Raw genomic sequence first — 26,065 nt, 5'->3', positions numbered from 1 at the left:
TCACGCCTCCGTGCCGCCGACCGTCATCTGGTCCATCCTGAGGTGCGGCTGGCCGACGCCGACGGGGACGCTCTGGCCCTGCTTGCCGCACATGCCGATGCCGGTGTCGAGCTTCAAGTCGTCGCCGATCATCGAAACGCGCCGCATCGCCTCCGGGCCGTTGCCGATCAGCATCGCGCCCTTCAGCGGTTCGCCGACCTTGCCGTCGCGGATGCGGTAGGCCTCCGTGCAGCCGAACACGAACTTTCCGCTCGTCGTATCGACCTGGCCGCCGCCGAAGGACACGGCGTAGATGCCGTCCTTCACGGAAGCGATGATCTCCTCCGGCGTCTTGTCGCCGCCGAGCATCATCGTGTTGGTCATCCGCGGCATCGGCACATGCGCGTAGGACTGGCGGCGGCCGTTGCCGGTGCCCTCGACCCCCATCAGCCGGGCGTTCTGCCGATCCTGCATGTAGCCGACGAGCACGCCGTCGTCGATGAGGACGGTGCGGTTGGTCGGCGTTCCCTCATCGTCCACCGTCAGCGAGCCGCGCCGGCCGGGAACCGTGCCGTCGTCGACGACGGTGACGCCCCTGGCCGCAACCTGCTGGCCCATCAGGCCGGCGAAGGCAGAGGTCTTCTTGCGGTTGAAGTCGCCCTCCAGCCCGTGGCCGACCGCCTCGTGCAGCATCACGCCCGGCCAGCCGGAAGAGAGCACGATGTCGAAGGAGCCGGCGGGGGCGGGCACGGCCTCGAGGTTCACCTTCGCCTGCCGGAGCGCCTCGTCGGCGACGTTTTTCCAGTTCTCCTCGACGAGGAACTCGCCGAAACCGGCGCGCCCGCCCGTGCCGAAGGAGCCGGTCTCCTGCCGCTCGCCGCGGCCGGCGACGACGGACACGTTGATCCGCACCAGCGGGCGCACGTCGCGTACGAGGACGCCGCCGGCGCGCAGGATCTCCACCGTCTGCCAGGAGGAGGCGAGCGACACCGTCACCTGCCTGACCTCGGGGTCCTTGGTGCGAAGGTAGGCGTCGATCTCCTGCAGGAGCTGCACCTTCGCCTCGAAGCCGGGCGAGGGGATCGGGTTCTCGTCGCCGTAGAGCCGGGCGTTGGTACCGCGCGGCGCTTCAGAGTAGGTACCGGAATGACCGCTCTTCACCGCTGTCACGACGTCCGCCGCGCGCCGGAGCGCGGCCTCCGACATCTCGCCGGCATGGGCGTAGCCGACCGCCTCGCCGGCGACGGCTCTGAGGCCGAAGCCCTGGTCGACGTTGAACGAACCGGACTTCAGACGGCCGTTGTCGAAGACGAGCCCCTCCGATTCGCGGTACTCGACGAAGAGTTCCCCGTCGTCGGCGCCCTTCAGCGTGTCGGACAGGAGCGCGTCCAGCGATCCGCGGGACAGGTCGAAGCGCTCGATCAACGGCGATGCGGCGGACATGGGACTCTCCGGGGAGACGGCTGTTCGGCGCCTCAGATAGGACCGCCGCGCCCGTCCCGCCATCCCGGACAGCCGCGGCTTCTCGTCAAGGCAGCGCCTTGAAGCCGTCGCCGAAGCCGTTGAGGTCGACGGGGATGCCGATGCCCTGTTCGGGCGTCTGGAACACGATGAAGGTGGCGCTCTTGCCGGTGGAAAGCGTGTTCAGGAGCTCGTCCGCCAGGATCACCTCGGCGTAGCAGCCGTCGTTGAAGCAGCGGACGAACTGCGCCCGCCCGATGTTCTTGCCGTCGACATAGAGGCCGAGCCCGTTCGGCAGCAGGATGCCGAGCGGCGCGAGGATGCGCAGGATGCGCGCCTTCTTGTCGGCCGTCTTCAGCGCCACCACCGACAGGCCGACCTCCGGCCGGTCCTCCGCGACGACGTTCTGGAGGAGGGCGCACTGGTCGGCCGGCGCGCCGGCCGGACGGTCGCAGACGACGTTCCAGGCCCCGTGCTGCGATTTCACGGTGCCAGTCGCGCCGGCAGCGGCCTGCGCCCAAGCCGCGGTCGATTGCGCCGCGACGAGAAGCGCGCCCGCGAACGCCGCGATCAGAAATCGCCTGGAACCCACCGCCATCGGCACAACCCGCCTCCGCACCCGCAACCGGAAAACCATCCGATCGGGCGTCATGCGCCCGAACGTCGGCGCGCTTATGGCACGTGACGCGGCGTCGCCGCCACCGCCCCGGCCATGCCTTTCGCGAACTTGACGGTTTCGCGAATATGTCGCAACGCGACCGCAGTCTGGAATTGTTGCAGACTATGCGCATTCATGGTTTGAACCCGGCCGGCGGGCCGGGTAAAGAACGTCCGGCACGCGGCCGGAACGCTGAGGAGCGTTCCGGTGCGGCGTCCGGCTCCGGCGGCGCGAGGCCGGCGGCGTTCCGACAGGAGAAGGCTTCGTGAAACGATCGATCATCGCCGCGCTCGGCCTCGTGGCCTCGACGCTCGGCGCGGCGGCACAGGCGGTCAATCCGGGCCAGCCGCACCATTGGGGCATCAACCTCCAGGAGGCGCTGTCGCCGACGGAGGCCGAGATCCACTGGTTCTCGAACTACACGCTCGCCTTCATCGTGCCGATCGTGATCCTCGTCGCGGGGCTTCTCGCCTACGTGGCGTGGCGCTTCAACGAGCGACGCAACCCGGTGCCGTCCCGCACCAGCCACAACACCACCATCGAGGTGATCTGGACGATCGCGCCGGTGCTGGTGCTGGTCTGCCTCGCGATCCCCTCGTTCCAGCTCCTCACCGCGCAGTACAACCCGCCGCGCGAGCCCGAACTGACCGTGAAGGCCACCGGCTACCAATGGTACTGGGGCTACGAATACCAGCCGGGCCAGACCGATCCCGCCGCGACCGCCGGCGCGCCGACCGTCGGCGCGAACGCCGGCACCGCCGAGGCGACGACCACTTCCGCCGCCGTGCAGCCGGTCTCGTTCGAATCCTACCTGATGCAGGACGGCGACCGCGAGAAGGCCGGCAAGACCGACCACGACGTCTATCCGCGGCTCCTGACCGTCGACAACGAGCTGGTGGTGCCGGTCGATACCGTGGTGCGCATCCTCTCGACCTCGGGCGACGTGATCCATTCCTTCGCGATCCCCTCGATGGGCGTGAAGGTCGACGCCGTGCCCGGCCGCAACAACGAATACTACTTCGAGCCGAAGAAGGAGGGGCTGTTCTACGGGCAGTGCTCCGAGCTCTGCGGCCGCGACCACGCCTTCATGCCGATCGCGGTGCGGGTCGTCTCGAAGGACCAGTTCCGGACTTGGCTCGCGGGCGCCGCGAGCGATCTTCCGGCCGCCTACAAGCAACTGACCGCCTCGATCGACGCCGCCCGCAACGGCGTCGCCGTCGCCGGGCGCTGACGGATCGTTAAGGATAGAACGATGGCCTACGGAACCGCCGTCCACGACGATCACGCGCACCACAAGCCACACGGCTGGACGCGCTGGGTCTATTCGACCAACCACAAGGACATCGGCACGCTGTACCTGATGTTCGCCATCATGGCGGGCATCGTCGGCGGCGGCCTGTCGGTCGCGATGCGAATGGAGCTCCAGCAGCCGGGGCTGCAGATCTTCGGCGACCCGGCGATGTACAACGTCTTCACCACCGGCCACGGCCTGATCATGATCTTCTTCATGGTGATGCCGGCGCTGATCGGCGGCTTCGCCAACTGGATGGTGCCGATCATGATCGGCGCGCCGGACATGGCGTTCCCGCGCCTCAACAACATCTCGTTCTGGCTGCTCGTCCCCGCCTTCCTGCTCCTCGTCCTGTCGATGTTCGTCGACGGCGCGCCGGGCTCGCACGGCGCGGGAACAGGCTGGACGATGTATCCGCCGCTCTCGACCTCCGGCCATCCGGGTCCCGCCGTCGATCTCGCGATCTTCGCGCTGCATGTCGCCGGCGCGTCCTCGATTCTCGGCGCGATCAACTTCATCACCACGATCCTCAACATGCGCGCCCCCGGCATGACGCTGCACAAGATGCCGCTCTTCGCCTGGTCGGTGCTCGTGACCGCCTTCCTGCTGCTCCTGTCGCTGCCCGTCCTCGCCGGCGCCATCACCATGATGCTGACCGACCGCAACTTCGGCACGACCTTCTTCTCGCCCCAGGGCGGCGGCGACCCGATCCTCTACCAGCACCTGTTCTGGTTCTTCGGGCACCCGGAGGTCTACATCCTGATCCTGCCGGCCTTCGGCATCGTCAGCCACGTGATCTCGACCTTCTCGAAGAAGCCGATCTTCGGCTATCTCGGCATGGCCTACGCCATGGTCGCCATCGGCGTCGTCGGCTTCGTGGTCTGGGCGCACCACATGTACACGACCGGCATCTCGCTGAACGCGCAGCGCTACTTCGTGTTCGCGACGATGGTGATCGCGGTGCCGACCGGCATCAAGATCTTCTCCTGGATCGCGACCATGTGGGGCGGCTCGATCTCGTTCCGCGTGCCGATGCTCTGGGCGATCGGCTTCATCTTCCTGTTCACGGTCGGCGGCGTCACCGGCGTGAAGCTCGCGAACGCCGGCATGGACCGCGTCCTGCACGACACCTACTACGTCGTCGCGCACTTCCACTACGTGCTGTCGCTCGGCGCGGTCTTCGCGATCTTCGCCGGCTGGTACTACTGGTTCCCGAAGATCACCGGTTACATGTACAACGAGCGGATCGGCCAGATTCACTTCTGGATGACCTTCGTCGGCGTGAACCTCGTGTTCTTCCCGCAGCACTTCCTCGGTGCGCAGGGCATGCCGCGCCGCTACGTCGACTACCCGGACGCCTTCGCGAACTGGAATTTCGTCTCCTCGATCGGCTCCTACATCTCCGGCATCGCTGTGTTCGTGTTCCTGTACGGAATCTACGAGGCGATCCGGGCGAAGCGCGTCGCCGGCAACAATCCGTGGGGCGAAGGCGCGACGACGCTGGAATGGCAGCTCTCCTCGCCGCCGCCGTTCCACCAGTGGGAGCAACTGCCGCGCATCCGCTGACGGCGGGTTCAATCCGACAAAGCCGGCCCCGACCGTTCGGGGCCGGTTGCATGGGAGCTCCTGCGGCTTCCCAATGACTCCGAGGTTCGCTTGACCCTTATCGACGCCAGCATCGACAACCCGGTCCGTGACGAGCCGCGCGGCATCAGCCTGGCCGAGCCGCGCGACTTCTTCGCGCTCCTGAAGCCGCGCGTCATGTCGCTGGTGGTGCTGACGGCGATCACCGGTCTCCTGATGGCCCCCGGCCATATCGACGCGACGCTCGGCTGCATCGCCATCCTGTCGATCGCACTCGGGGCCGGGGCCGCCGGTGCGCTCAACATGTGGTACGACGCCGACATCGACGCGGTCATGGCGCGCACCGCCAGGCGCCCCGTTCCGGCCGGGCGCATCGCGCCGGAAACGGCGCTCGCCTTCGGTCTCGGCATGGCCGGCCTTTCGGTGATGCTGCTCGGCCTCGCGGTGAACTGGTTCGCCGCCTCGCTGCTCGCCTTCACCATCTTCTTCTACGCCGTCGTCTACACGATGGGCCTGAAGCGCTGGACGCCGCAGAACATCGTGATCGGCGGCGCGGCCGGCGCCTTTCCCCCGATGATCGGCTGGGCCTCCGTCACCGGCGGCGTGTCCGTCGAGAGCGTGACGCTGTTCCTGATCATCTTCCTCTGGACGCCGCCGCACTTCTGGGCGCTGGCGATGTTCCGGATGCGCGACTACGGCGCGGCCGGGGTGCCGATGCTGCCGAACGTTTCCGGCGAAGCGGCGACGCGGTTCCAGATCCTCCTCTACTCGCTGATCCTCGTGCCGGTCGGCGTCGCCCCCTACGTCCTCGGCTTCGCCAGCATGGCCTACGGCTTCGTCGCGATCGTGCTCGGCGCCGAGTTCCTGCGCCTTGCGTGGAAGACCTTCCGCATGGCCGACGGCGACACCGCGATGGTGCCGGCGAAGAAGCTGTTCGGCTTCTCGATCCTCTACCTCTTCGCGCTCTTCGCTGCCCTCCTCGCCGAAGCGGCGCTGACCCGCGGCGGCCTCGTCTGATGCAGGACGACCGCATCACGCTGACGCCGGAAGAGCAGGCGGCGCGTCGCCGCCGCTCGGTCGCGATCGGCGTGTTTCTGGTGGCGCTCGTCGTGATCTTCTACGTGGTCACGCTCGCGAAGATCGGGGGCTGACCGGCATGGGCGAGCAGGCGAACGACGGGCAGGGGCGGCAACGGCAGCGGCGCGGCAACCTCATCGCGGTCGGCTGCCTCGCCTTCGCCTTCGGCATGGTCGGCGCGGCCTATGCCTCGGTTCCCCTCTACCGCATGTTCTGCCAGTTGACCGGCTACGGCGGCACGACGCAGCGCGCCGAGGCTGCGCCGGAGGCGGTGCACGACAAGTCGATCAACGTGCGCTTCGATGCCAACGTCGCTCCCGGCCTCGACTGGGAGTTCCGGCCGGTCGACCGGCAGGTGCGCGTCCGGCTCGGCGAGGTGCGCCAGATCTCCTACCGGGTGAAGAACCGCTCCAACCGGACGCTCACCGCGCGGGCGGACTACAACGTGACGCCGGAGACGAGCGGCGCGTTCTTCAACAAGATCAACTGCTTCTGCTTCAACGACCAGACGCTGCAGCCGGGCGAGGAGCGCGACATGCCGGTGATCTTCTTCGTGTCGCCGGATGCTGCCGACGATCCGGACATGCGCACCCTGCCGACGGTCACCCTGTCCTACACCTTCTTCGCCATCGACAAGCCGGCGCAGCCGGTGGCCGAACGCCAGACGCCGGCAGGCTCCAGCGCCGTGCGCTGAGGCGCGCCGTCGCTGGAGCTTGATCTGGAACTCGTATAACACGCTAGCCTGAGGTCGGGGTCGACCGACGAGGATTTGAGAATGGCCGATACGACGCACGGGCACGGCAAGCAGCACGACTATCACATCATCGACCCGAGCCCTTGGCCGTTCCTCGGCTCGCTTGGCGCCTTCATCATGTTCTTCGGCGCGGTCGCCTGGCTGCGCCACCATCTCGACCAGCCGTTCAACTTCCTCGGCGCGAACCTCGCGACGCCGTGGATCTTCGCGCTCGGCCTCCTGATCGTGCTCTACACGATGTTCGCCTGGTGGTCGGATACGATCAAGGAAGGCAACGAGGGTGCGCACACGCCGGTCGTGTCGATGCACCTGCGCTACGGCATGATCATGTTCATCGCCTCGGAGGTGATGTTCTTCGTCGCCTGGTTCTGGGCCTTCTTCGACGCGAGCCTGTTCCCGAACGAGCTCGTCCAGGCGTCCCGCACCGAGGTGCTCGGCGGCGTCTGGCCGCCGAAGGGCATCGAGGTGCTCGACCCGCTGCACCTGCCGCTGTTCAACACGGTGACGCTGCTGCTCAGCGGCACCACGGTCACCTGGGCGCACCACGCCATGCTGGAGGACGACCGCCAGAGCCTGAAGGCCGGCCTCGCGCTCACCGTCATCCTCGGCGTCATCTTCTCCTTCGTGCAGTTCTACGAATACGCGCACGCCCCCTTCGCCTTCGCCGGCTCGATCTACGGCTCGACGTTCTTCATGGCGACCGGCTTCCACGGGTTCCACGTCATCATCGGCACGATCTTCCTCGCCGTCTGCCTGCTGCGCGCGGTCCGCGGTGGCTTCACCCCGCACAAGCACTTCGGCTTCGAGGCCGCCGCCTGGTACTGGCACTTCGTCGACGTGGTCTGGCTGTTCCTGTTCTTCGTCGTCTACGTCTGGGGCGGCTGGGGCGCGCCGATGGAAGGCGCCGGCTGACCGACGCAGGCCGCATAGGACGATTCGAAGCGGGCGGCGCCATCGGCGCCGCCCTATCTGTTTCATGCATGGATTCCATCCGAGGAGTGCCGCGATGAGCGGGTCCCGAGCATCGCTTCCCGGCGTCGATCCCGGCAAAGCAGGCACGCGTGGCCGCTGCCCCCGCTGCGGCGAAGGGCGACTGTTCGCGGGCTTCCTGAAGCTCCGGCCGCAATGTTCGGAATGCGGCCTCGACTACGGTTTCGCCGATTCCGGCGACGGGCCGGCTGCCTTCGTGATCCTCATCGTCGGCATCGTGGTGATCGGCCTCGCCCTTTGGCTCGAGATCAGCGTCTCGCCGCCGTTCTGGGTCCACCTGATCCTCTGGCTGCCGCTGACCGTCATCCTCAGCCTGCCGCTGATGCGCCTGTTCAAGGGACTGCTGATCGGCCTGCAGTTCCGCACCAAGGCGGCGCAGGGGCGGCTCGATGGCTAGGGCGATGACGGCGGCCGACGAAGCGCGCCCCGGCCGGCGGCGCGGCGTCGTCGGGCTGCTCCTCGGTCTGGTCGGCGTCGTTATCCTCTGCGCGCTCGGCACCTGGCAGGTCGAACGTCTCCACTGGAAGGAAGGCGTGCTCCGGCAGATCGACGAGCGCACCCATGCCCCGCCGCAGCCGGCGGACGCCGTCGCCGCGACGGCCGAGCGAACCGGCGATGTCGAATACATTCCCGTGTCCGCGCACGGCCGGTTCCTGAACGGGGCGGAGCGCTTCTTCATCTCCACCTTCGGCGGCGATGCCGGCTGGAACGTCTACGTGCCGATGGATCTCGGCGGCAACCGCTTCGTCTGGATCAATCGCGGCTTCGTGCCCTACGACCGCAAGGACCCCGCGACGCGGCGCGAGGGGCTGATCGACGGCGAGACGGACGTGACGGGGCTCGCCCGGAACGTCGCCGCGGAGAAGCCGTCCTGGCTGGTGCCGAACAACGACACGGCGAAGAACCAGTTCTTCTGGAAGAACCTCGGCGAACTCGGGCTCGGCGCCGGCCTGCCCGCCGATGCGAGGGTGCTGCCCTTCGTCATCGATGCCGGATCGGGCCGCGCCCCCGGCGGCTGGCCGGTCGGCGGCACGACGGTGATCGACATCCCGAACAACCATCTGCAATACGCGATCACATGGTACGGGCTGGCGCTGGTCCTCGCCTCGATGCTCGGCTATCAGGTGTTCCGAGCCTTTCGTCCGCTGGCGCCCGCGCCCGATCGCGGTTGACACGGGCGCTGCCGATCCCTTCATTCGCGGCCGACACGCGATACGGAACCGATCCACTTGCTGCAGACGCTCGCCAAGCCGCCGCTGACCCTTCGCCTCTGTGAGCCGCGCGGCTTCTGCGCCGGCGTCGACCGCGCCATCCAGATCGTCGTCCTGGCGCTGAAGAAGTACGGCGCGCCGGTCTATGTCCGGCATGAGATCGTGCACAACCGCTACGTCGTCGAGGGCCTGAAGAACCTCGGCGCGGTCTTCGTCAAGGAACTGACCGAAGTGCCGGACGACGGCCAGCCGGTCGTCTTCTCGGCGCACGGCGTTCCGAAGTCGGTACCGGCCGAGGCCGAGCGGCGCGAACTCCTCTATCTCGACGCGACCTGTCCGCTGGTCTCGAAGGTGCACAAGCAGGCCATGCGCCATATGCGCCTCGGCCGGCACGTTCTCCTCATCGGCCATGCCGGGCACCCGGAGGTGGTCGGCACGCTGGGTCAGCTTCCGGTCGGCGCCGTCACGCTGATCGAGACGGAGGAGGACGTCGAGCACTTCGCGCCGGCGAACCCGGAAGCGCTTGGCTTCGTCACGCAGACGACGCTTTCCGTCGACGACACCGCCGGCGTCATCGCCGCCCTCGGAGCGAAGTTCCCGGCGCTCCACGCGCCCTCGTCGGACTCGATCTGCTACGCGACGACGAACCGGCAGGACGCGGTGCGCGAAGCCGCGCCCGGCATCGACCTGTTCCTGATCGTCGGCGCGCCGAACTCGTCGAATTCCATGCGCCTCGTGGAAGTCGCCGAGCGGGCCGGCGCGAAGGCCTCGCGGCTCGTGCAGCGCTCCATCGACGTGCCGTTCGAGCTGCTCCACGGCGGCATGAACCTCGCGATGTCGGCCGGCGCATCGGCGCCGGAGATCATCGTGGACGAGATCGTCGCGGCGCTCCGCGAACGCTTCGACCTTCGGATCGAGCTCGTGCAGACGGCGGTGGAAACGGAGAACTTCCCCGTGGTGCGGTCCTTGCGCGAAACGCCGCTCACCGGCGCGGACATGGCTTTCGTCAACGGGACCCGGTGAGCCGGTGGCCGTCTATACCGACGTTTCCGAACCGCAGCTCTCCGCCTTCCTCGAAGCCTACGATCTCGGCACGCTGCTGAGCTACAAGGGCATCGCGGAGGGGGTCGAGAACTCGAACTTCCTCCTGCGCACCACGGGCGGCACCTTCATCCTGACGCTCTACGAGAAGCGCGTCGCGCGCGGCGACCTGCCGTTCTTCGTCGGCCTGATGCTGCATCTGGCGTCCCGCGGCCTGTCCTGCCCGCTGCCGGTGGAAGCGCGCGACCGCGAGACGCTGCGCGACCTCGCCGGCCGGCCGGCGGCGGTGTTCACCTTCCTAGAAGGCATGTGGACGCGGCGGCCGGGCGTGCCCGAGTGCCGCGACGTCGGCGCGGCGCTGGCCGGCATGCACGCCGCGGCCTCCGACTTTTCCGGCACGCGTCCGAACGCGCTTTCGGTCGACGCGTGGCGACCGCTGGCGGAAAGCTGCGGCGCGGATGCCGACCGCGTGGAGCCCGGCCTCTCCGCCGAAATCGCTGCCGAGCTCGATGCGATCGAGGCGGCTTGGCCGCAGCACTTGCCGACCGGCGTCATCCATGCCGACCTCTTTCCGGACAACGTCTTCTTCCTCGGAGGGCAACTGTCCGGCCTCATCGACTTCTATTTCGCCTGCAACGACATCCTCGCCTACGACCTGGCGATCTGCCTCTGCGCCTGGTGCTTCGAGGCGGACGGCGCGTTCAACGTCACGAAGGGGAGGGCGATGATCGAGGCCTACCGCCGGGTCCGGCCGCTGTCGGAGGTCGAGATCGTGGCGCTGCCGATTCTCGCGCGTGGCGCGGCGATGCGCTTCCTCCTCACCCGCCTCTACGACTGGCTGAACGTGCCGGACGGCTCCTTCGTCACCAAGAAGGACCCGAAGGAGTACCTGCGCAAATCCCGCTTCCACCGCACCGTCCGGAGCGCCGCCGACTACGGCATCGAGATGGACTGCCCGTGAGCGAGCCGCGCGTCGCGATCTTCACGGACGGCGCCTGCTCCGGCAATCCGGGGCCGGGCGGTTGGGGCGCGATCCTGCGCTGGGGCACGACCGAGAAGGAGCTTTCCGGCGGCGAGGCGGTGACGACCAACAACCGCATGGAACTGCTCGCCGCGATCTCGGCGCTGGAGGCGCTGAAACGGCCGGTCGCGATCGACCTCCATTCGGACTCGCAGTATCTGCGCGACGGGATCACCAAGTGGATCCACGGCTGGAAGCGGAACGGCTGGAAGACGGCCGATCGGAAGCCGGTGAAGAATGCCGAACTCTGGCAGGCGCTCGATGCGGCGCGCCAGCGCCATCAGGTCGAGTTCCACTGGATCAAGGGCCATGCCGGCCATCCGGAGAACGAGCGGGCCGACGAACTCGCCCGGCTCGCCATGGCGCCGTTCAAGCGGAAAGGCAGCCGGCCGGCGGCGGTCGTGCCGGAAGGCTGATCCTACTGCCGCGCCGCGACATGCGTCGCGGCGGACAGCACCGAGTTCGGCGGCCGGAACCGCGCGAGGCAGTCCTTCGCGCAGGCGCTCTCCTTCGGCGCATCCAGCACCGGCGAAACGGACAGACTGATCACCCGGACGTCCGGGCGGTTGTGTTCGGCGACGATGCGAAGGGTTCCGAACGAGGTCGGCAGGTTGACCGGCTCGCCGGCCGCGAGGCGATCGAGCATAGTGGCCGACGGAGCGACGTGCGCCGCGGCGAGGAACTGGCCGACGACCGGTTCGACCCGGCCGATCAGCGCGGCGCGGTCCGCCGCCGAGACCGGGTTCAACTTCAGCATCAGGCTGCCGGCGTTCCGCTCGCCGGAGCCGCGAACCACGAGAAAGGCGGCGTCGCCGTCGCGGCCGTCCGCCTGGAGCGCCGAGGAGCACTCCCACTCGCCGTCGAACACCTTGCTCGCCTGCCAGCGCGCATGGGCGAAGCCGGCCGCCGCGAAATCCTGGCAAAGGCGCTTCATCCGGTCGGGTGGATCGGCGAAGCCCTGCGCGAATTCGGCGGCCGGGCGCAGCCAGCGCGACGCGAGGTCCGGCGTCGGCGGCTCCTCCGTCAGCGCCGCCGCCAGGTCGAGGACGTCCGGGGATGGCGGCGGATCGGCGGCGACGCTCTGCCGGAGCTTGGCGAAGGTCGGGGCTTGGACGACGACGGCCGCAACGGCCACCTGATCGGGGCCGCCGGCGCGCAGCGTGACGACGGCGAGGAGCGCCAGCGCCAGCCCGCCGGCGATCGAGCAGCGCACGATACGCGGCAGCGCGTCGGACGCCGACCAGCCGCGAAACCAGGCGATGAGGCGCGCCCGCGGCGAGATCTCGCTCGACGCGGGCGAAAGATCGGAACTCTCGTCGTCAGTCCATTTGACCATTCGGACCCAGCCCGGGCGAGCGTCCGCGATGACGCGGTCGTCTCGATATGAAACAGCCAATCCTTTCTTTTGCTTTCACGCGCCGAGCGCGTCAAGCACCCCCGCCGCGCCCGACTTCTCCGCGGTACCGGGCGACTCCTCGATGTTCAGCACCTTGACGACGCCGTCCTCGACGATCATCGAGAAGCGCCGCGAGCGCGTGCCGAGCCCCGCGACCGCCAGATCGACGTCGAGGCCGAGCGCCTTCGTCAGTTCGGCGTTGCCGTCGGCGAGGAACAGGATGCGGCCCTCGCCGCCCGTCGCCTTCGCCCACGCAGCCATAACATGGTGGTCGTTCACCGCGAGAACTGCGATCTCGTCGACCCCCTTGGCGCGGATCGCTTCCTCGTTGTCGAGGAAGCCCGGCAGGTGGACGTTGCTGCAGGTGCCGGTGAAGGCGCCGGGCACCCCGAACATCACGACCTTCCGGCCGGTGAAGACTTCGCCGGTCGAGATGTTGCGCGGGCCGTCCGGTCCCGGCGTCTTCAGCGTCGCATTAGGTATTGTGTCGCCGATCGCGATGGTCATCCGCCCGTCCTCGTCTGTCCGACCCGCTCGGACCGTGAATGAAGGTAGCGCGCCCGCGCCCGCCGTCAGCGCTGGCGCCGCACCGCGAGGCCGCTCGCCCGCCAGTTCCCGGCGGGGCCGGCGAGCGTCGCCTCGATCGCGAACGGCGCGGCGGCGGTCTTCCGCGGCTTCGCCGTCACCGGCAGCGTGATCCGGGCTTCGTCGCCGACCGACCGGACGGCGCCCGGGGGGCCGAACGCCCAACCGTTCGGGGCGGCGGCGAAGAGGTCGGCACCCGCGGCGGCGCTCGCCGGGCGCACCGAAACGGTCAGCGTGCCCGAATCCTCCGACAGCTCTGCCCCGACGATGCCTGCCTCCGCCGTGCTCGGCCGAGGGAGGGCGGCGAAGGCGGCGTCGATTGCGCCGCGCACCTCGGCACTCGCGGCCGGTTCCGCGTCGAGCACGGCCGCGACGGGGATGCAGATCTCCTGGCAGACGCCGAGCGTCGCCTTCAGCTGGGGCTTCGCAGTGCCGGGCTCCAGCCGGCCGTCCAGCGCGACGGCGAAGGGCGCGGAATAGACGATCGACTTCGCGAAGCCGTCGTCGACACGGTGCGGCGCCGGGAACGAGGCGACGGTCTCGGGCGCATTCCCGAAGCGGAGGTCCGGCGGAATGCCTGCCTCGCCGGGATCGAGCCAGTAGGTCTTCCAGCCCGGCTTCAGGTCGACCAGCAGGGCTCCCCGGAAGTGCCCTTCCGCGTCGGGCCGCTCGGCGAGGAGCCGCAGTCGGACGCCTTCGCCTTCGAACCTGTCGCCGGCAGCGGCTCCGGCCGGGAGGCCGAGCGGCAGGATGCCGAGGAGCGTAACGAGAGCGGCGACATTCTTTCGCATGGGTGCTTTCATGCCGGTCGGATCGTCGCCATGTCCAGCCTGGAACGCGGCGCGGCGCGGGACCGGCCGTGTCGAACCGGCGACAAGCGATCAAATTATGCGGCCCCGTCGCCGCCGATCTTGATCCTTCGGGCTTGCCGCCCTCCCATCATGCGGTGCACTCTCCGGCGAACGTCGCCTGGAAAGCGGGACGAACGACATGGCCGACATCGAACGCAAGAGCAGAGCCGGGATCCTGTCGGCGTCCGCATCGGACGACCGGCGATCGCAGCCGATCGATATCGCCACCGGCGACGACGACGATGCGACGGCGGAGCGGTCCGACGATCTGGAAAGCGCCGACTCGCTGGAAGGGCACTTCCTGATCGCCATGCCCGGCATGGAGGACGAGCGTTTCGCCCGCTCCGTGGTCTATCTCTGTGCCCATTCGCCGAACGGCGCGATGGGCTTCATCATCAACAAGGCGCAGCCGATCTCGTTCGCGAACCTCCTGGCGCAGCTCAACATCGTCAAGGAGGACGAGGCGATCCGCCTGCCGGAGACCGCCCGCGACGTCTCGGTCTGCATGGGCGGCCCGGTGGAGCGGGGGCGCGGCTTCGTGCTCCACACCGGCGACTACTCCTCCGAGTCGACCGTCGCCATCTCGGATGGCGTGTCGCTGACGCCGACGCTCGATATCCTGAAGGCGATCTCGCAGGGCATCGGCCCGGACTCGGCGCTGATGGCGCTCGGCTACGCCGGCTGGAGCGCCGGCCAGCTCGAAGAGGAGATCGCCGCGAACGGCTGGCTCACCTGCCGCGCGGACGACGAACTGATCTTCGACTCGAAGCTCGACGGCAAGTACAACCGCGCGCTGGCGCTGCTCGGCATCGACCCGGCTTTTCTGACCGCCGAAGCCGGCCACGCCTGAGACGGCCCGCCCCGCTTCGCCGGCCGCCGGTCAGGCCGTGCGGCGGCGCGCGGGACGCTCCGTCAGCTTCCGGCGCACCTCCTCGACCGTCAGCGGCGGGGAGAACATGTAGCTCTGGCCGTATTCGCAGCCGAGCTCGACGAGCCGGGCGACGTCCGCCGGCGACTCCACCCCTTCCGCGATCACCGACAGGTGCAGTTCGCGCGCCATCTGCACGATGGACTGGAGGATGATCGTGCGCTGCGGCTGCGCCTCGCCGCGCAGGAACGCCTGGTCGACCTTCAGCGTGTCGAACGGGAACCGCGTCAGGTAGGCGAGCGACGAGTAGCCGGTGCCGAAATCGTCGAGCGACAGGCCGACGCCCATCTCGCGCAGGCGCGCGAGAAGCTGGGCGGAGCGCTCCGGATTGTCCATCACCAGCGATTCGGTGATCTCCAACTTCAGGCAGTGCGGCGGCAGCGCATAGCGCTCGAGCGCGGTCCTGACGTCGTTGACGAGGTCCTGCCGGATAAGCTGGCGACTGGACACGTTGACGGACACGGTGAGCTTCTCGTTGCGCGTCAGCCGGTGCCAGTCGGAAAGGCGCAGCGCCGCCTCGTTCAGCGCGAACTGGCCGAGCTCGACGATGAGGCCCGAACTCTCGGCGACCGGCACGAACTCGGCCGGCGAGATCGCGCCGCGCTTCGGATGGTCCCAGCGAAGCAGCGCCTCGAAGCCGGCGACCCGGCCGTCGGCGAGGTGGACGATCGGCTGGAAGGCGAGCGTCAGCTCGTTGCGCGAGAAGGCGCGGCGGAGGTCGGATTCGAGCTCCAGCCGGCTCGACCCGCCGGTCCTGAGCGCCGGGCGGAACGGCTCGATGCGGTCGCCGCCGAGGCGTTTGGCCTCGTACATCGCGAGCTCGGCCTCCTTCAGCGCTTCCTCCGGCGTCGCGCCTTCGGCCCAGCCGGCGATCCCGATCGAGCCGGTGAGGATGATCTCGCGCTCGCTGAGACCGATCGGCGCCTTCATCGCCTGGAGCAGCTTCTCGGCGAAGGCGACGACCGTGCCGGCCTCGGTCTCGGAGAGGAGGATCAGGCCGAACTGGTCGCCCGCGAGGCGCGCCAGCGAGTCCTGGGGTTTGAGCACCCGGCGCAGCCGGCGGCCGAGGGTCAGGAGGATCGTGTCGCCCGTGGCGATGCCGAAATCGTCGTTCACCTGCCGGAAGCGATCGATGTCGATCACGAAGAGGCTCGGCCGCACGTCCTGGCGGCCGCTGGCGAAGGTGCCGATCGCCTCCAGCCGGTCGATGAACAGCTCGCGGTTCGGCAGGCCGGTCAACTGGTCGTGCAGCGCGTCGTGCAGCAGCCGCTCCTCGGCCTTCTTCTCGTCGGTGACGTCCTTGATGGTGCCGACGCAGCGCACCACCTCGCCGTCCGAGCCGAGCACCGGCCGGGCGCGGAGCTGCATCCAGTGGTAGTGCCCTTCGCGGCCCTTGACGCGGAAGTTCTGCGCGATGCGGCCGCGGCGGTGCTCGAGGATCGTGTCGAGCGTCAGCTTGAAGCGGTCGCGGTCGTCGGCGTGAAGGATCGGCAGCCAGTCGCGCGCCGGGCCGGTCATGTCGGCGAAGGGCAGGGTACTGGAGCCTTCCCCTTGCGTGCCGGCGAAGATGCGGTCGCGCGTCACGTCCCAGTCGAAGATCGCGTCGCCCGTGCCGGCGAGCGCCAGCGCCCGCCGCTCGACATCGGTGATCGCGGCGCCCGAGAAGCCGCTCCCCGCGAAGGCGTGCTGCATCACGGTGAAGCCGATCAGGAGCACGATGAGGACGAGGCCGCCGCCGAGCGCCGGCTGGATCACGTCGTTGTCGAGCCGGCCCGTCACGGTCATCCAGGCGCCGAAGGTCCAGACGAGGATCAGGAGCCAGGTCGGGATCAGCATCACGGCCCGGTCGAAGCCGACCGCCGCGAGGTAGACGATGAGGCAGAGGCCGACGACGCCGGTGGCGCCGAGCGACATCCGCGCGATGCCGGCCGCGACCGGCGGATCGACGGTCGCGGCGACGCCGAGCGCCCCGAGGCCGGCGAGCCAGAGCAGCGTGAAGGCCGAGAATACCCCGTGCCAGCGATTGAGGTGGAGGTAGGCGGCGAGAAACACGACCAGCGTGAAGGCGAGCGCGACCTCGGTTCCGGCGCGCCAGATGCGCTCCTCGCCCGGCATGATCGGGATCAGCTTCTGCCAGAAGTCGAAGTCGATGCAGATATAGGCCAGCACCGCCCAAGCGAGCGCGGCGGTCGCCGGGAACATCGCCGAGCCCTTCACCACGAAGAGGATCGTCAGGAACACCGCGAGGAGGCCGGCGATGCCGAGCACGATGCCGCGATAGAGCGTGTAGGCGTTGACCGTGTCCTTGTAGGCGTTCGGTTCCCACAACCGGATCTCGGGCAGGTCGTGCGAGGCCATCTCGGCGACGAAGGTGACCACCGAGCCGGGGTTCAGCGTGACCAGGAATACGTCAGCCTCGGAACTCGGCTGGCGCTCCAGCGCGAAGCCTTCCGATGGGGTGATCGAGGCGATGCGCTGGCTCCCGAGGTCCGGCCAGAGGATGCCGGAGCCGGCGAGGCGGAAGTTCGGCGCGACCACGAGCCGGTCGATCTGCACGTCGGTGTTGTTGGCGATGGCGAACACCGCCCAGTCGCCGGAGGAGTTCGGCGAATTGGCCTCGATTTCCATCCGCCGGACGATGCCGTCCGCGCCGGGAACGGTGGAGACCTGAAAGCTCGAGCCGCCGCCGCGATGAATCTCGACGGCGGGTTTGAGGTCGATCGCGACGTCGTCGCGCGCGATGCCGACCGGCTCCAACGCGAAGGCGGGCGCGGCGAAGCCCGCCGTGCCGCCGACGAGGCAGAAGAGGAAGAGGAGGAGGCGCAGGGCGGCTCTCATGGGTTCGCCCCGTCGAGGGCCGCGATCGGCGGCGGGGGGCGGGCCAAGCGATCGGCCGGCCCGCCGTCCCGCGAGGCGGCGGCCTGACGCGCGAGTTCCGCGGCCCAGTCCTCGGCCACCAGCGAATAAAGGTGATGGTCTTCCCACGATCCCGCGATCTTCAGGTATTTCTGCAGATAGCCCTCCCGGCGAAAGCCGCAGCGCTCGAGGAGCCGGATCGAGCGGGCGTTGGACGGCAGGCAGGCGGCCTCGATCCGGTGCAGGCCCTCGACCTCGAAGACGAAGGGTTTCAGGAGTTCCACCGCCTCGCGCATCAACCCCTTGCCGGCATGGCGCTCGCCCATCCAGTAGCCGAGCGTCGAGGTCTGGGCGACGCCGCGCCGGATGAGGCCGAGCGTCAGGCCGCCGAAGAGTTCGTCCGTGCCCGCGTCCTTCAGGAAGAAGGTGAAGCCGGAGCGCTCCTGCGTCTCGCGGAGGTAACGGTTGAGGCGCATGCGATAGGCCTTGCGCGTCAGCTCGTCCGGCGTCCACAGCGGCTCCCACGGCATCAGGAACTCGCGGCTTTCCTCGCGCAGTTTCCGCCACGCCTCGAAGTCGCGCATGCGCGGAGTGCGCAGGACGACGCGCCCGCCGCGCAGCACCGGACCCGAAGGGCTGAGGATGGCGTCGAACAGTCCCATGCGCGTCAAGTCAGTGGTGGGCGGCCTGCCTGAACGGGTCGGCGTCGTCGGCGGCCGCGGGCGGGCGAGGGGAGGCAAGGCCGCGGCCGATCTCGTCGACCCGCGGCAGCCGGTCGATGGGTCCGATCGCGGCGAGCGTCGGGGAGCGTCCGAGGAAGGTCGCCTCGGCGAGGCTCGTCAGCCGCGCGGCGTCGATCGCCGCCAGGCGGTCGAGCAGTTCCTCGTTGCCGATGATCGAGCCGTTGAACATGAGCTGGCGGGCGATCTGCCCGGCCTTGGAGGCGGGGCTTTCCTGGCTCATCAAGAGGCTGGAGCGCATCTGCGCCCGCGCTCGCGCGACCTCCGCCGGCTGGATGCCTTCCGCGGCCCTGGCCAGCTCCTCTGCGATCACGGGGGCGAGCTCGGCGAGTTCCTCCTCGCCGGTCGCGGCATGGACGCCGAACAGGCCGGAATCCGAGAAGCTCCAGTGGAACGAGTAGATCGCGTAGCAGAGCCCGCGCTTCTCGCGCACTTCCTGGAACAGGCGGGACGACATGCCGCCGCCGAGCACCATGGAAAGGATCTGGCTCGCGTAGAAGTCCCGGGCGTAGTAGGGCCGGCCCTCGAAGCCGAGCACCATCTGCGCGTCCATGAGGTCGCGCGACTGGCGGAACTCGCCGCCGGTATAGGCCGCGACCGGGCGCACCGGCTCGATGTCGGGGCGCGGGTTGCTGAGGTGCCCGAAGCTTCGCTCGACTTGGGCGACGATCGCGGCGTGGTCGACGGCGCCGGCCGCCGAGATCACCATCTTCTCCGGCGAATAGTGCCGGGCGAGGTAGGTGCGAAGGCCCTGCGGCGTGAAGGACTTCACCGTTTCCCGCGTGCCGAGGATCGGGCGGCCGATGATCTGGCCCCGGAAGGCGGCGGCCTGGAAATGGTCGAACACGATGTCGTCGGGCGTGTCCTCGGCCGCGCCGATCTCCTGCAGGATCACCTGCTGCTCGCGGTCGAGCTCCTCCTCGTCGAACTTCGAGTCGACCAGGATGTCGGTCAGGATGTCGAGCGCCAGCGGCACGTCGTCCTTCAGGACGCGGGCGTAGTAGGAGGTGGTCTCGACGCTGGTCGCGGCGTTCAATTCGCCGCCGACGTCCTCGATCTCCTCGGCGATCTGACGGGCCGTGCGGCGCGAGGTGCCCTTGAAGGCCATGTGCTCGAGGAGGTGCGCGATGCCGTGCTCGCCCTCCGCCTCGTCGCGCGCGCCCGCCTTCACCCAGACGCCGAGCGCCGCGCTTTCCAGCGTCGGCATGTGTTCCGTCGCGATCGTGACGCCGTTGGCGAGCTTGGTGATCTCGACGCTCATGCGGCCTGGCCCTTCGCGAGCGCCGCCTTGGCGCGCTCCGTGATGTATGTCTGGACGGCGTTCAAGTCGTTCGGCAGCCGGTCGAACACCTCGGCGCGTTCCATCAGCCCGTCGTGGCTGGCGGGAAGCGCCGGAACGCGGCCGCTCGCAGCTTCAACGGCGGCCGGGAACTTCGCCGGATGCGCCGTGCCGAGCGTCACCATCGGCGCGTCGCCGCCCTGCCGCCGCGCGACGCTGAGGCCAACCGCCGTGTGCGGATCGAGGAGGAGGCCGGTCGCCTCCACGACCTCGCGGATCGTCGCGGCGGCCTCGGCCTCGCTTGTCGCGCCCGCGTCGAACTCGGCGCGGATCGTCTCCAGCATCGGGGCCGGCAACGTGAAGGCGCCGCTCTGCTGAAGGCCCGCCATCAGGCGGCGCACCGTTTCCGGATCGCGGCCCGCCGCCTCGAACAGGAGGCGCTCGAAGTTGGACGAGATCTCGATGTCCATCGACGGCGAGGTCGTCGCATGGACGCCCGCCTTCTCGTGCCGCCCGCTCGCCAGCGTCCGCGCCAGGATATCGTTTTGGTTCGTCGCGATCACCAGCCGGTCGACGGGCAGGCCCATGCGCTTGGCGGCGTAGCCGGCGAAGATGTCGCCGAAATTGCCGGTCGGCACCGTGAAGGAGACGGCGCGGTCGGGGCTCCCGAGCGAGACGGCGGCGGTGAAGTAGTAGGTGATCTGGGCCATGATCCGCGCCCAGTTGATCGAGTTGACGCCGCTGAGCGCCGTGTCGCGGCGGAAGCGCTGATCGTTAAACATGGCTTTGACGAGCGCCTGGCAGTCGTCGAAATTGCCCTCGATCGCCACCGCATGGACGTTCGGTGCGCCGTGCGTCGTCATCTGCCGCTGCTGCACCGGCGAGACGCGCCCGTGCGGAAACAGGATGAAGACGTCGGTGCGGGTGCTCGCCGCGAAGGCCGCGATCGCCGCCCCGCCCGTATCGCCCGAGGTCGCGCCGACGATGGTCGCGCGGGCGCCCCGCTCGGCGAGGACATGGTCCATCAAGCGCGACAGCATCTGCATCGCGACGTCCTTGAAGGCGAGCGTCGGACCGTGGAAGAGTTCGAGGACGTAGTCGCGCGGGCCCACCTGCACGAGCGGCGCGACGGCGGGGTGCGGGAAGGTCGCGTAGGCCTCGTCGACCATCCGCTGCAAGGTGGCGCGGTCGATCTCGCCGCCGGTGAAGCGCTCGAAGATCGCCAGCGCGACGGCCGGATAGGGCATGGTGCGGAAGGCGCGGATCTCGCTTTCCGACAGGCGCGGCCATTCCGCTGGCAGGTAGAGCCCGCCGTCGGCGGCGAGCCCGGCGAGCAGGACGTCGGCGAAGCCGAGAACCGGCGCCGCGCCCCGCGAACTCACGTATCTCACTTGCGCTCTTCACTCCCGATCCGGCAGATGGTGCCGGACTTCCCGCTACGGAACGGGGGAGAACGCGTCTCGCGCCCGTCGCTTGCCGTTCGGCTGGCTGTTATAGAACGGCGCGCCACGAAATGGGAAGAACCACGCACGATGCCTGTCCTCCGCCCCCGCATCGCCCTCGCTCTCGCTGCCATCTCGGCCCTCGCGGCCTGCAACTCGACGCGCGAGGCCGCGGACATCCCGGCGGCGCCGCACCGGCCGCAGAGCGTCGACACGGAAGGGGTCGTGCCGGAATACTGCCCGAAGATTTCCCTGCGCGAGAACACCGCGATCCTGCGCAAGGGCGAGATCGGCAAGCAGCAGTACATCGCCTCGATCACGCAGACGACGCGCGAATGCCATGTCCTGAACGGCGAGCTCTACCTGAAGGTCGGCGTCTCGGGCCGCGTCGTCGCGGGGCCGGCCGGCGAGGGCGGCACCGCCGCGCTGCCGATCCGCGTCGCCGTCGTCAGCGGCGCGGACACGCTCTACAGCAACAGGGGCACGCAGAGCGTCGCCTATGCGCAAGGTTCGCCCGGCCGGTTCGTCTATGTCGACGAGGCGATCCGCGTGCCCGAGCCGCCGGCGCGCAACTACGCGATCTTCGTCGGCTTCGACGAGGGGAAGTAAATCGTCAGGCCTCGGCCCAGGCCGAGAAGGCTTCCACCACGGCGGGGAAGTCCTTGAGGCGCGCGATTACGGTTTCCGCGCCGGCGTCGCTCAGGGCCTCGCCGTGGCCGGGGTAGGAATGGGAGGCTCCGGTGAAGCCGACGACGCGGCAGCCGGCCGCGACGCCGGCCGCGACGCCGTGCACCGAGTCCTCCAGCACCACGGCCTTGCGCGGCTCGACGCCGAACTCAGCGCAGGCATGCAGGTAGACGTCGGGCGCCGGTTTCGGCCGCTGCATCCCGACCTCGCGCGCGGCGTAGATGTAGGGGCGGAAGCGGTCCCACAGCCCGACCTTGGAAAGCTCCAGCTTCAGGTGGTCTGAGCTCGAGTTCGAGCAGATGCAGCGGGGCAGGTCCACGAGGTCCAGCATCTCCTGCACGCCGGCGATCGGCTCCAGTTCGGCGGCGAGGCGCCGGGTCAGCTCCTCGTGGCTGCGCGTCCGCAATTCGTCGGGCAGGGTCGTGCCGTACTCGGCCGACAGGAGTTCGAGGATGCGCACCCAGGTGAGGCCGGCGAAGCGGTGCGCGATCTCCTCCGGCGAAAGCTCGATGCCGTATTCCCGCAGCAGTTCGGCCTCGACGCGCGCCGCGATGATCTCGGAATCGACGAGCACCCCGTCGCAGTCGAAGATGGCGAGGGAAAGGTTCGACATGGCGTCTCCGACGGGCGCGTTCCGCGCCGTTCCGGCCGCTTCGGTACAGGATAGGGCAGGCGGGGTCGACCGGAAATTCCTCGCGTCCGCCCGTCTCGTTCGCGCCGGCTTTATCGATTGTTTACGCCGTTCGGTAACCATGATCGCGAGGCTTGTTTCCTGGCGTAACCGGTGACCCGAATGGCGAATGCGAAGCTCCGTCCCGTCCTCGACGACCGTGCAGCCGGGCCGCGGCCCGCGCTCGTCGACACGATCCTCAAGGGGGACTGCATCGCGCGGATGGAGGCGCTGCCGACAGGCTCGATCGACGCGGTCTTCGCCGACCCGCCCTACAACCTCCAGCTCGGCGGCGAGCTGCACCGGCCGGACCAGAGCAAGGTCGACGCCGTCGACGACGACTGGGACCGCTTCGAAAGCTTCGCGACTTACGACAACTTCACGCGGGCCTGGCTCCTGCAGGCGCGGCGGGTGCTCAAACCCAACGGCACGCTCTGGGTGATCGGCTCCTACCACAACATCTTCCGCGTCGGCGCGATCATGCAGGACCTCGGCTTCTGGCTCCTGAACGACGTGGTCTGGCGCAAGACCAACCCGATGCCGAACTTCCGCGGCCGGCGCTTCCAGAACGCGCATGAGACGCTGATCTGGGCGTCGCGCGACAAGGACGCCAAGGGCTATACGTTCAACTACGACGCGATGAAGGCCGCGAACGACGACCTGCAGATGCGCTCGGACTGGCTGTTTCCGATCTGCACCGGCGGGGAACGGCTGAAGGACGAGAACGGCGACAAGGCGCATCCGACGCAGAAGCCGGAGGCGCTCGTCGCCCGCGTGCTGCTTTCCTCGACGAAGCCGGGCGACGTGGTGCTCGACCCGTTCTTCGGCTCCGGCACGACGGGCGCGGTGGCGAAGCGCCTCGGCCGGCACTTCGTCGGCATCGAGCGCGACGCCGGCTATATCGCGGCCGCGCAGGCCCGCATCGACGCCGTGGTGCCGCTCGCGGCCGAGGCGCTGCGGCCGGCGCCGACGAAGCGCGCCGAGCCGCGCGTGCCCTTCGCCAGCCTGATCGAGGCCGGCCTCGTCGAGCCCGGCGCGGAACTGACGGACGCGCGCGGCCGCTGGACGGCGGAGGTCAGGGCCGATGGCACGATCGCCGCGAACGGCGAGAGCGCCTCGATCCACCGTATCGGCGCGAAGGTGCAGGGGCTCGACGCCTGCAACGGCTGGACCTTCTGGCACGTCCGCTCGCAGGGCGGGGCGCTGACCTTGATCGACGAGCTCCGTCGGCGCGTGCGCGAGGAACTCGGCCGGGCAGGGGCGTGAGACCCCCGGCCGCGGCAGGCGGCGCGTAATGCCGGTCGAGCCGCTCGACAGCGCGGCGCACGTCATCCAGCTCGCGCTGACGCCGGTCTTCCTCCTGACCGCCGTCGCCTCGTTGATGAACGTCTTCGCCACGCGCCTCGCGCGGGTGCTCGACCGTATCCATCAGATGACGCTGGTCGGCGGGCAGCGTCCCGTCGAACTGGCGCGTCTCAGGCTCCGGTCGAAGATTCTGGACGCGGCCGTGGTGCTGGCGGCGCTCGCCGCCTGCATGACCTGCTGCGCGGCCGCGATCCTGTTCTTCGGCGAGCTTGGCGCCATCACCATCGGCACGCTGCTGTTCGGCTTCTTCGGCGGCGCGCTCCTCGCCACCATCTTCGCTTTGGTCTGCTTTTCGACCGAGATCGTCATTTCCGGCCGTGCAGTCCGCGAGGCGATCGATACCGGCACGCCGAGCGGCGACGGGGCCGGCACCTGAAGCCGTTTCAGGCCGGCTTGGCGACCTCGAAGCCGTAGCCGGCCAGATCCTCGGCGAGCTTCGCCGCGCCGGTGAACTGCACCGCCTGCCAGCCGGCGGCGCGGGCGCCTTCGACGTTCTTCTCGACGTCGTCGATGAACAGCGTCTTCGCAGGATCGAGCCCGAAATCGCGCGCGTGCAATTCGTAGACGGCGCGGTCCGGCTTGATCAGTCCGACCCGGCCGGAAACCGTCACGCCGCGCGCCTCGGTGAAGAACGGGTAGAGTTCGCTCGCCTCCTCGAAGGTGTCGGCGGCGAAGTTCGTCAGCAGCGTCACGTCGACGCCCTGGCCGATGAGGTCGCGGAAGATCGCGACCGTGCCCTCGTAGGCGTGCGGCACCATCTCCCGCCAGTTTCGGCGGAACGTGCGGATCAGGTCGCCCTTGTCCGGATGGAGGGCGAGGAGCGCCGCTTCGGCGGCTTCCCAGGTCCGGCCCCGGTCCTGTTCGAGATTCCAGTCCGGCGAGCAGACCTCGGCGAGGAACCGCGCCCGCTCGGCGTCGTCCGGGATATGGCGGCGATAGGGGATCTCCGGGTCCCAATGGATCAGCACCTTGCCGATGTCGAAGACGACGTGCTCGATCATGCGGGTTTCCCGTCCCTCTCCGTTGCCAGCGCGATGGCGCGGCGCATCAGCGTCGGCAGCGCCTCGGTGCCGATGCGCCCGGGCGGCGACCACCAGCCGTCCATCGTTTCCCCGGTTTCGTCCACCACGGCATGCCAGACGTCAAGCGCCAGGTCGAAATGGGTGAAGCCGTGCGAGACGACGCCTCGATGCGCCCAGGCGGCGGGAAAAGGCGCGGCCTCGGCGCCGGTCGCGCCGTCGCCCTTCGCCGACCAGCCGGTGGTCGGCGGCTCGGCCATCCCGCCGAGCATGCCCGCCTCCGGCCGCCGGCGCAGCCAGACCGCGCCGTCGGACCGGCGGACCGCGACGAAGGCCGCCCCCCGCCGGGCGGGTTTGGCGCGTTTCGGCAGCTTGACGGGAAAGCGGTCCTGCTCGTTCTTCGCCTGTGCCGTGCAGAGCGGGCGCACGGGGCAGATCGCGCAGGCCGGACGGCGAGGCGTGCAGATCGTCGCGCCGAGGTCCATCATCGCTTGCGCGAAGTCGCCCGGACGGCTCGCCGGCGTCATCGCATCGACATGGGCGCGGATGGCTGGGCGCGATTTCGGCAGCGGTATCTCGATGGCGTGCAGGCGGGAGACGACCCGCTCGACATTGCCATCCACCACGGCGACCCGCTCGCCGAAGGCGATCGCCGCGATCGCCGCGCCGGTATAGTCGCCAATGCCCGGCAGACGTTTCAGCCCTTCCGCCGTCCGCGGAAACCGGCCGCCGTGCTCCGCCGCCACCGCCTTCGCGCAGGCGTGAAGGTTGCGGGCGCGGGCGTAGTAGCCAAGGCCCGCCCAGGCCGCCATCACCTCGTCGGCCGGCGCCTGCGCCAGCGCTTCCACACTCGGCCAGCGGCTGGTGAAGCGCTCGAAATAGCTTTTCACCGCCGCCACCGTCGTCTGCTGCAGCATCACTTCGGACAGCCAGACGCGATAGGGATCGGGCCGCGCGCCGCGGCGAAAGGCGGCCGGGGAGACCCGCCACGGCAGCGCTCGCGCGTGCCGGTCGTACCAGCCGAGCAGCAGCGCGGCGGCCGGCGCATCGGAGGCGGTCTCTCTTCCGAACTTGACTTGCATGCCCCGCCGTCGCATCCGCTGGAACCGGACGCGCGCCATGCGGGCGCTTTCGACGTTTCGAGCGATCTCCCTGAGAAAACCGATGAGGCCGGCATTGG

27 protein-coding genes are annotated in these 26,065 nt (G+C 69.2%); 15 read left to right on the top strand and 12 right to left on the bottom strand.

Annotated features, from left to right (window positions below; translation table 11 throughout):
* Together tldD and F6X38_RS12230 are read right to left on the bottom strand one after the other, a co-directional pair.
* Positions 1–1,422, bottom strand: coding sequence for a metalloprotease TldD (gene tldD / locus F6X38_RS12235; protein ID WP_150970111.1), 1,422 nt, complete (start codon positions 1,420–1,422; stop codon positions 1–3).
* A gap of 85 nt (positions 1,423–1,507) precedes the next feature.
* Entirely contained in the window at positions 1,508–2,077 is a 570-nt protein-coding gene (locus tag F6X38_RS12230; protein ID WP_425482855.1) for an invasion associated locus B family protein, read from the bottom strand.
* Positions 2,078–2,363: 286 nt separating this feature from the next.
* Here F6X38_RS12230 and coxB point away from each other — a divergent pair, with 286 nt between their 5' ends.
* The 11 genes from coxB (at position 2,364) to rnhA (ending at position 11,483) form a co-directional block, all read left to right on the top strand.
* Positions 2,364–3,329 carry a cytochrome c oxidase subunit II gene (gene coxB, locus F6X38_RS12225; protein WP_150970109.1) on the top strand — a complete coding sequence of 322 codons (966 nt, stop codon included), beginning with the start codon at positions 2,364–2,366 and terminating at the stop codon, positions 3,327–3,329.
* A gap of 21 nt (positions 3,330–3,350) precedes the next feature.
* Entirely contained in the window at positions 3,351–4,955 is a 1,605-nt protein-coding gene (gene ctaD, locus F6X38_RS12220; protein ID WP_150970108.1) for a cytochrome c oxidase subunit I, read from the top strand.
* 90 nt (positions 4,956–5,045) lie between these two features.
* On the top strand, positions 5,046–5,990 hold the full coding sequence (locus F6X38_RS12215) for a heme o synthase (RefSeq protein ID WP_150970107.1): 945 nt from the start codon (positions 5,046–5,048) through the stop codon (positions 5,988–5,990).
* Positions 5,990–6,124, top strand: a complete 135-nt coding sequence (locus F6X38_RS12210; RefSeq protein ID WP_150970106.1) for a protoheme IX farnesyltransferase — start codon at positions 5,990–5,992, stop codon at positions 6,122–6,124. The genes F6X38_RS12215 and F6X38_RS12210 overlap by 1 nt, the downstream gene beginning before the upstream one ends.
* 5 nt (positions 6,125–6,129) lie before the next feature.
* The gene (locus F6X38_RS12205) at positions 6,130–6,744 is read left to right on the top strand and encodes a cytochrome c oxidase assembly protein (protein WP_150970105.1); all 615 of its coding nucleotides are present in this window, start codon (positions 6,130–6,132) and stop codon (positions 6,742–6,744) included.
* 81 nt (positions 6,745–6,825) lie between these two features.
* Positions 6,826–7,716, top strand: coding sequence for a cytochrome c oxidase subunit 3 (locus tag F6X38_RS12200; protein WP_150970104.1), 891 nt, complete (start codon positions 6,826–6,828; stop codon positions 7,714–7,716).
* Positions 7,717–7,810: 94 nt separating this feature from the next.
* Positions 7,811–8,191 (top strand): DUF983 domain-containing protein, encoded by a 381-nt coding sequence (locus tag F6X38_RS12195; protein WP_150970103.1) that lies wholly within the window; start codon positions 7,811–7,813, stop codon positions 8,189–8,191.
* Between the two features lie 4 nt (positions 8,192–8,195).
* On the top strand, positions 8,196–8,966 hold the full coding sequence (locus F6X38_RS12190; RefSeq protein WP_150970102.1) for an SURF1 family protein: 771 nt from the start codon (positions 8,196–8,198) through the stop codon (positions 8,964–8,966).
* Positions 8,967–9,023: 57 nt separating this feature from the next.
* Entirely contained in the window at positions 9,024–10,028 is a 1,005-nt protein-coding gene (gene ispH, locus F6X38_RS12185; protein WP_150970101.1) for a 4-hydroxy-3-methylbut-2-enyl diphosphate reductase, read from the top strand.
* Positions 10,029–10,032: 4 nt separating this feature from the next.
* The gene (locus tag F6X38_RS12180) at positions 10,033–11,007 is read left to right on the top strand and encodes a homoserine kinase (RefSeq protein ID WP_150970100.1); all 975 of its coding nucleotides are present in this window, start codon (positions 10,033–10,035) and stop codon (positions 11,005–11,007) included.
* Positions 11,004–11,483 (top strand): ribonuclease HI, encoded by a 480-nt coding sequence (rnhA, locus tag F6X38_RS12175; RefSeq protein ID WP_161992736.1) that lies wholly within the window; start codon positions 11,004–11,006, stop codon positions 11,481–11,483. Before F6X38_RS12180 ends, rnhA begins: the two co-directional genes overlap by 4 nt.
* Positions 11,484–11,485: 2 nt before the next feature.
* Here the strand turns inward: rnhA and F6X38_RS12170 are convergent, their stop codons facing one another.
* The 3 genes from F6X38_RS12170 to F6X38_RS12160 all read right to left on the bottom strand — a co-directional run bounded on the left by F6X38_RS12170 (position 11,486) and on the right by F6X38_RS12160 (position 13,839).
* Positions 11,486–12,403, bottom strand: coding sequence for a DUF6030 family protein (locus tag F6X38_RS12170; protein ID WP_150970099.1), 918 nt, complete (start codon positions 12,401–12,403; stop codon positions 11,486–11,488).
* A gap of 75 nt (positions 12,404–12,478) precedes the next feature.
* Positions 12,479–12,970: a peroxiredoxin gene (locus F6X38_RS12165; RefSeq protein WP_150970098.1), complete on the bottom strand. Its 492-nt coding sequence runs from the start codon at positions 12,968–12,970 to the stop codon at positions 12,479–12,481.
* A gap of 65 nt (positions 12,971–13,035) precedes the next feature.
* On the bottom strand, positions 13,036–13,839 hold the full coding sequence (locus tag F6X38_RS12160) for a protein-disulfide reductase DsbD domain-containing protein (protein WP_161992735.1): 804 nt from the start codon (positions 13,837–13,839) through the stop codon (positions 13,036–13,038).
* A 199-nt stretch (positions 13,840–14,038) separates the two neighbouring features.
* Here F6X38_RS12160 and F6X38_RS12155 point away from each other — a divergent pair, with 199 nt between their 5' ends.
* Positions 14,039–14,749 (top strand): YqgE/AlgH family protein, encoded by a 711-nt coding sequence (locus F6X38_RS12155; protein WP_150970096.1) that lies wholly within the window; start codon positions 14,039–14,041, stop codon positions 14,747–14,749.
* Positions 14,750–14,779: 30 nt separating this feature from the next.
* Here the strand turns inward: F6X38_RS12155 and F6X38_RS12150 are convergent, their stop codons facing one another.
* From F6X38_RS12150 to thrC, 4 genes are read right to left on the bottom strand one after another with little or no spacing between them, the layout of a single operon-like run.
* Positions 14,780–17,665 (bottom strand): EAL domain-containing protein, encoded by a 2,886-nt coding sequence (locus F6X38_RS12150; RefSeq protein ID WP_150970095.1) that lies wholly within the window; start codon positions 17,663–17,665, stop codon positions 14,780–14,782.
* Positions 17,662–18,345, bottom strand: coding sequence for a GNAT family N-acetyltransferase (locus F6X38_RS12145; protein WP_150970094.1), 684 nt, complete (start codon positions 18,343–18,345; stop codon positions 17,662–17,664). The genes F6X38_RS12150 and F6X38_RS12145 overlap by 4 nt, the downstream gene beginning before the upstream one ends.
* A gap of 10 nt (positions 18,346–18,355) precedes the next feature.
* Entirely contained in the window at positions 18,356–19,684 is a 1,329-nt protein-coding gene (locus tag F6X38_RS12140) for a M16 family metallopeptidase (protein ID WP_150970093.1), read from the bottom strand.
* Positions 19,681–21,093 (bottom strand): threonine synthase, encoded by a 1,413-nt coding sequence (gene thrC, locus F6X38_RS12135; RefSeq protein WP_150970092.1) that lies wholly within the window; start codon positions 21,091–21,093, stop codon positions 19,681–19,683. Before thrC ends, F6X38_RS12140 begins: the two co-directional genes overlap by 4 nt.
* Before the next feature lie 141 nt (positions 21,094–21,234).
* On the opposite strand from thrC, the gene F6X38_RS12130 reads away from it, so the two are divergent.
* Positions 21,235–21,753: a hypothetical protein gene (locus F6X38_RS12130; RefSeq protein ID WP_150970091.1), complete on the top strand. Its 519-nt coding sequence runs from the start codon at positions 21,235–21,237 to the stop codon at positions 21,751–21,753.
* 4 nt (positions 21,754–21,757) lie between these two features.
* On the opposite strand, the gene F6X38_RS12125 is transcribed toward F6X38_RS12130, so the two are convergent.
* The gene (locus F6X38_RS12125) at positions 21,758–22,444 is read right to left on the bottom strand and encodes an HAD family hydrolase (protein WP_150970090.1); all 687 of its coding nucleotides are present in this window, start codon (positions 22,442–22,444) and stop codon (positions 21,758–21,760) included.
* Positions 22,445–22,624: 180 nt separating this feature from the next.
* Here F6X38_RS12125 and F6X38_RS12120 point away from each other — a divergent pair, with 180 nt between their 5' ends.
* Both F6X38_RS12120 and F6X38_RS12115 read left to right on the top strand, forming a co-directional pair.
* The gene (locus F6X38_RS12120) at positions 22,625–23,767 is read left to right on the top strand and encodes a site-specific DNA-methyltransferase (protein ID WP_150970089.1); all 1,143 of its coding nucleotides are present in this window, start codon (positions 22,625–22,627) and stop codon (positions 23,765–23,767) included.
* A 28-nt stretch (positions 23,768–23,795) separates the two neighbouring features.
* Positions 23,796–24,242 (top strand): DUF2721 domain-containing protein, encoded by a 447-nt coding sequence (locus tag F6X38_RS12115; protein WP_150970088.1) that lies wholly within the window; start codon positions 23,796–23,798, stop codon positions 24,240–24,242.
* Between the two features lie 7 nt (positions 24,243–24,249).
* On the opposite strand, the gene F6X38_RS12110 is transcribed toward F6X38_RS12115, so the two are convergent.
* Both F6X38_RS12110 and mutY read right to left on the bottom strand, forming a co-directional pair.
* The gene (locus F6X38_RS12110; protein WP_150970087.1) at positions 24,250–24,867 is read right to left on the bottom strand and encodes an HAD family hydrolase; all 618 of its coding nucleotides are present in this window, start codon (positions 24,865–24,867) and stop codon (positions 24,250–24,252) included.
* Positions 24,864–25,967, bottom strand: a complete 1,104-nt coding sequence (mutY, locus tag F6X38_RS12105) for an A/G-specific adenine glycosylase (RefSeq protein WP_150970086.1) — start codon at positions 25,965–25,967, stop codon at positions 24,864–24,866. Before mutY ends, F6X38_RS12110 begins: the two co-directional genes overlap by 4 nt.
* Positions 25,968–26,065 lie beyond the last annotated feature (98 nt).

This window comes from Plantimonas leprariae, from assembly GCF_008802405.1.
Lineage (GTDB): Bacteria > Pseudomonadota > Alphaproteobacteria > Rhizobiales > Rhizobiaceae > Plantimonas > Plantimonas leprariae.
The sequence above is the reverse complement of the archived record's forward strand: the minus strand, read 5'-3'. Positions and strand labels throughout refer to the sequence as shown.

Coding starts and splice junctions, on each gene's coding strand:
- tldD (WP_150970111.1), bottom strand. CDS start 1,422: ATGTCCGCCGCATCGCCGTTGATCGAGCGCTTCGACCTGTCCCGCGGA.
- F6X38_RS12230 (WP_425482855.1), bottom strand. CDS start 2,077: ATGGTTTTCCGGTTGCGGGTGCGGAGGCGGGTTGTGCCGATGGCGGTG.
- ctaD (WP_150970108.1), top strand. CDS start 3,351: ATGGCCTACGGAACCGCCGTCCACGACGATCACGCGCACCACAAGCCA.
- F6X38_RS12210 (WP_150970106.1), top strand. CDS start 5,990: ATGCAGGACGACCGCATCACGCTGACGCCGGAAGAGCAGGCGGCGCGT.
- F6X38_RS12205 (WP_150970105.1), top strand. CDS start 6,130: ATGGGCGAGCAGGCGAACGACGGGCAGGGGCGGCAACGGCAGCGGCGC.
- F6X38_RS12200 (WP_150970104.1), top strand. CDS start 6,826: ATGGCCGATACGACGCACGGGCACGGCAAGCAGCACGACTATCACATC.
- F6X38_RS12195 (WP_150970103.1), top strand. CDS start 7,811: ATGAGCGGGTCCCGAGCATCGCTTCCCGGCGTCGATCCCGGCAAAGCA.
- F6X38_RS12190 (WP_150970102.1), top strand. CDS start 8,196: ATGACGGCGGCCGACGAAGCGCGCCCCGGCCGGCGGCGCGGCGTCGTC.
- F6X38_RS12170 (WP_150970099.1), bottom strand. CDS start 12,403: ATGGTCAAATGGACTGACGACGAGAGTTCCGATCTTTCGCCCGCGTCG.
- F6X38_RS12165 (WP_150970098.1), bottom strand. CDS start 12,970: ATGACCATCGCGATCGGCGACACAATACCTAATGCGACGCTGAAGACG.
- F6X38_RS12160 (WP_161992735.1), bottom strand. CDS start 13,839: ATGCGAAAGAATGTCGCCGCTCTCGTTACGCTCCTCGGCATCCTGCCG.
- F6X38_RS12155 (WP_150970096.1), top strand. CDS start 14,039: ATGGCCGACATCGAACGCAAGAGCAGAGCCGGGATCCTGTCGGCGTCC.
- F6X38_RS12150 (WP_150970095.1), bottom strand. CDS start 17,665: ATGAGAGCCGCCCTGCGCCTCCTCCTCTTCCTCTTCTGCCTCGTCGGC.
- F6X38_RS12145 (WP_150970094.1), bottom strand. CDS start 18,345: ATGGGACTGTTCGACGCCATCCTCAGCCCTTCGGGTCCGGTGCTGCGC.
- F6X38_RS12140 (WP_150970093.1), bottom strand. CDS start 19,684: ATGAGCGTCGAGATCACCAAGCTCGCCAACGGCGTCACGATCGCGACG.
- F6X38_RS12130 (WP_150970091.1), top strand. CDS start 21,235: ATGCCTGTCCTCCGCCCCCGCATCGCCCTCGCTCTCGCTGCCATCTCG.
- F6X38_RS12125 (WP_150970090.1), bottom strand. CDS start 22,444: ATGTCGAACCTTTCCCTCGCCATCTTCGACTGCGACGGGGTGCTCGTC.
- F6X38_RS12120 (WP_150970089.1), top strand. CDS start 22,625: ATGGCGAATGCGAAGCTCCGTCCCGTCCTCGACGACCGTGCAGCCGGG.
- F6X38_RS12115 (WP_150970088.1), top strand. CDS start 23,796: ATGCCGGTCGAGCCGCTCGACAGCGCGGCGCACGTCATCCAGCTCGCG.
- F6X38_RS12110 (WP_150970087.1), bottom strand. CDS start 24,867: ATGATCGAGCACGTCGTCTTCGACATCGGCAAGGTGCTGATCCATTGG.
- mutY (WP_150970086.1), bottom strand. CDS start 25,967: ATGCAAGTCAAGTTCGGAAGAGAGACCGCCTCCGATGCGCCGGCCGCC.